General features: G+C 44.5%; 2 protein-coding genes. Both read right to left on the bottom strand.

The annotated features are described in order from the left end of the window. A partial coding sequence (locus ADH02_RS00010; protein WP_152903863.1) for a CshA/CshB family fibrillar adhesin-related protein occupies nt 1-2,645 on the bottom strand: 2,645 nt, incomplete at its 3' end. A 144-nt stretch (nt 2,646-2,789) separates the two neighbouring features. Further along, on the bottom strand, nt 2,790-3,413 hold a 624-nt coding region (locus tag ADH02_RS00005), incomplete at its 5' end, for an LPXTG cell wall anchor domain-containing protein (RefSeq protein ID WP_048781513.1).

Raw genomic sequence — 3,413 nt, 5'->3', positions numbered from 1 at the left:
ACGTCTTCTCCTGTTGGCGTCACAGGCGTAACGGTAGGCGTATATTTCAAGCCAGCAATTGCTTTTCCTGTTGCTTTTTCAATCACCTGAACAACGATTGGTTCTGCTATTCCTGTGAATTCTTTATTCGGTGTGAATGTTACTTTTCCTGTCGTTTCATCGACCGTGTACGTTCCAACCTCTTTTCCATCTTTCATTGCTGGAGCACTCGCACCAAGCGCCTTTCCAGTCTTTGGATCTACTAAGACCATTGGCTTCTCGCTTGATGGTGTAACAGCTCCATCCTTGCCTTCAAACTTCGGCGTTTCCTCATGGACGAGCCCTTGTACTTTTGTACTAGTGAGTTCTTTGGACATTGGGACAACCGTTGGAATATAGCGTCCATCCATTGTGTTGGTTTGTTCGCTAACGATTGTCTCATTCGCGCTCACTGGTGTCCATCCGGTATCATTTCCATTATCGTCCGTTCGACGAATCGTGATTCCTTTGCCTGTTCCGACAAATCCAGCTTCTGGAATAAATGTAACGGTCACATCTTTTCCTGCTCCCGTGACTTTATATTTCCCTTCGCCAGCCACCACATAGTACCCTTCAGCGTCAAGCATCCCTTTGGCACCCGTCTCATCAACAATAACTGGTTCGATTGCTTCGTCGATGACCGCATCGTCGGTTAGTGAGTAGCGTTGTTTCCCGCTTGGTGTAAAGACCACTGTTCCCGTTTGCGGAATTCCTTGTAGTCCGTCCGTTTCTGTCTTACTTCCTTTTGGTAAGAAGGTTAAATGCACTTCGAAATCTTCCACTTCACCTGACAAGGCCATCCCTGTTGGCTTCTCAATTTGAGTGGCGTCTTTTGCGATACGCACACGAGCACCCAGCTCACTCAGCGCAACATTTACTTTCTTGAACGCATCTTTAAAGACAAGAGTAGCTGTGCCGTCTGCAGTAATCGTTAGTTTTTCAGAACGTTCATCTTCATCAAACGTTCCATTTCCGTTAAAGTCTACCCATCCATATATTGTTGCTTCGTCCGCTCCACCAGTATGCGCCTCAACGGACATGGTTAAATCGCCTGTATTGGTACGGTCTAACACTAAAATACCGTTCGTTTTCCCCTTAAGGTCCGCTGGAAGGATTTGGTCAATGCCTTCATCCGCAGAACCTTCTGCATCGTCGCCTTTCCAGTTCGTACGGTCCACATTTTCATCGACATCCGGACGTGTATCTCCAAGATACGGCTGCTTCACATCTTCCCCTGTCACATTGTGAACTTGGTTAATACTGTGAGTCGCTTTCCCGTAACTTTCCGGAGCATCACTTTCGTCAAATGGTAAAAATCCAATCATCGCGGACTGCTTACTTGCCGAAGCCATATACAGACTTACTTCGGTAGCTCCTTGCGTCATTACAATCGGTACAGCCACCATTCCGGCAGAAAGGTTTGGTCCAAATACACCCGTTCCAAGTCCGCCTGTCTTCTGGTCAGGACTGCCATAGTATTTCCACGCCACAGGTTTCTTATCTGGCCCGACCTGTGTAGCCTCACGAATCGCTGCCAACTCTCCACTGTGGTAGTTCACTCCATTAATCGGAAGCGGTCTGAATCCAATAACTTTTTTATTCGGATCGAATAAGTCTTTGGTATCTTGTGGGAAATAATTCAACGTATAAGGGCTATCGTATTTATACCATTCTGCAAAATGCTGCCAACCTGTTCCGTTAGTTGTATAGAGAGACAACTCCCCTAGATTAGACGAATCTCCTTCTGTCATAAGAACAGTTGGTTTGACCGTTTTCCCTTTATACGTTCCAGTGATTTCAAACTGAACTCCGACATTTCCGCCTTCATATTGCGTCGTAATCGTTGTTCTCTTTTCGCCAGTATCGATTCCTGAATTATAAATTTCACTCCACGCATCTTGTGGTTCCCCAACAATCAGCGCTTCTTTCCCTGCGCCATATTCACGTTTTCCATCTGCACTTTCAGAGCTATTCATATATCCATTTTTCGCGTTTGGATCATAGGTATTTTTTTCAGCCGCCGTTGCCCCTTGTGCTTCGAGTCTCTTCTTGTAGATTTCCGTTGCGTTAAATGGTTTAAGCGACTTCACGCTGACCGTCACGACATAGCCTGGACTAATTTCTTTTGTATACGTTGATCCTTCTTGTAAGGCTAATTGCCCTGTTGAAGTTGTCGTAGTTCCACTCCAGTTCGCCACGTCCCCAAAATCAATCCAACTTGCCTGGCTAAGCAATTCTTCTTGCGATAATTCCTTAGTAAATCCAGGTTTTGTAACTTTAGGAGTAGCCGTAGCATCTTCAACATCCGCCCCGACTGGAGAAGTTGCTACTGGAGCGTCTCCAGCCTCACGTCTTGTACGTGTGCGAGGCGCTTGTTCCTCAGAGGTAGTCGTTGGTTCTTCAGTAGTTGCTTCTACTTTTTCAGACATTTCCCCTACTTTTGTCTCAGTAGCACTTTGAGTCGTTTCAACGGTATCGGCTAAAACAACGCTTTGTCCTTGCACCAATAAAAAGCCTAATGCGACCGCCACAGAAGCTGTTCCCATGCTGAGTTTTTTTATCGCATAACGCGTTACTTTCGAACGATTTTTACGCTCATTCATCTGAGTGTTTTTCGAACTAAACATAGCTACCTCCTTCCTTTTTATTCTTTCTAAATTGAGTTACTTAATCTCCTAATTTTATCGTATTCAGCGCATTTCTACAATTTATTTTACTAAAAAACATGGGGCCAGGTTGCCCTAGTCCCATGCCGTTCTTAATGTTTTAAATTAAGCTTCTTGCTCTTCATCTTTTTTACGAGATGTAGCTACTAAACCTACTGATGCTAGGATGCTTAATGCTGCTGCACTAAATACTCCGTATTCATCGCTTGTACCAGTGTTTGGTAATTCTTGTTGTGGTTTAGCTGGTTCTGGTGTTGTTGTTGCAGGTTCAACTTCTACTGGTTTAGCAGGAGCTGGTGTAACTGTTGCAACATAGTTTGCTTTCACAACTGTACCGTTCACGTCAACACGTTGAATTGTTACAGCTGGAGCAACACCAGTAAAGTTTGGTTCTGGAACAAATGTAATTGTTCCGTCTGGAGCTACTGTAAATGTTCCGACACCAGGAATTACTTTCGTAGTTGATCCATCTTCGAATGTTGCAGGTACTGTGTCATCAAGTGGCACATCAGAGTCACCTTCAGTAAATTTAGGTTTCGCTGTTTGTGTCTTACCTTGAACATTAGTTGTTTCTGCATCTTCTGCAGTTGGAGTTACTGGTGTAACTGTTGGTGTGTAAGTTGCTGTTACAGCTGTTCCGTTAGCGTCTTTCGCTTGAACAGTGATTGCATCTGGAGTCCCAACAAAGTCTTTGTTTGGTGTGAATGTTACTTCACCTGTTAATGGATC

This window comes from Streptococcus sp. 263_SSPC (genome assembly GCF_001071995.1).
Taxonomy (GTDB): Bacteria; Bacillota; Bacilli; order Lactobacillales; family Aerococcaceae; genus Granulicatella.
Note: the sequence above shows the minus strand (reverse complement) of the source record. Positions and strands in the feature narration are given on the sequence as shown.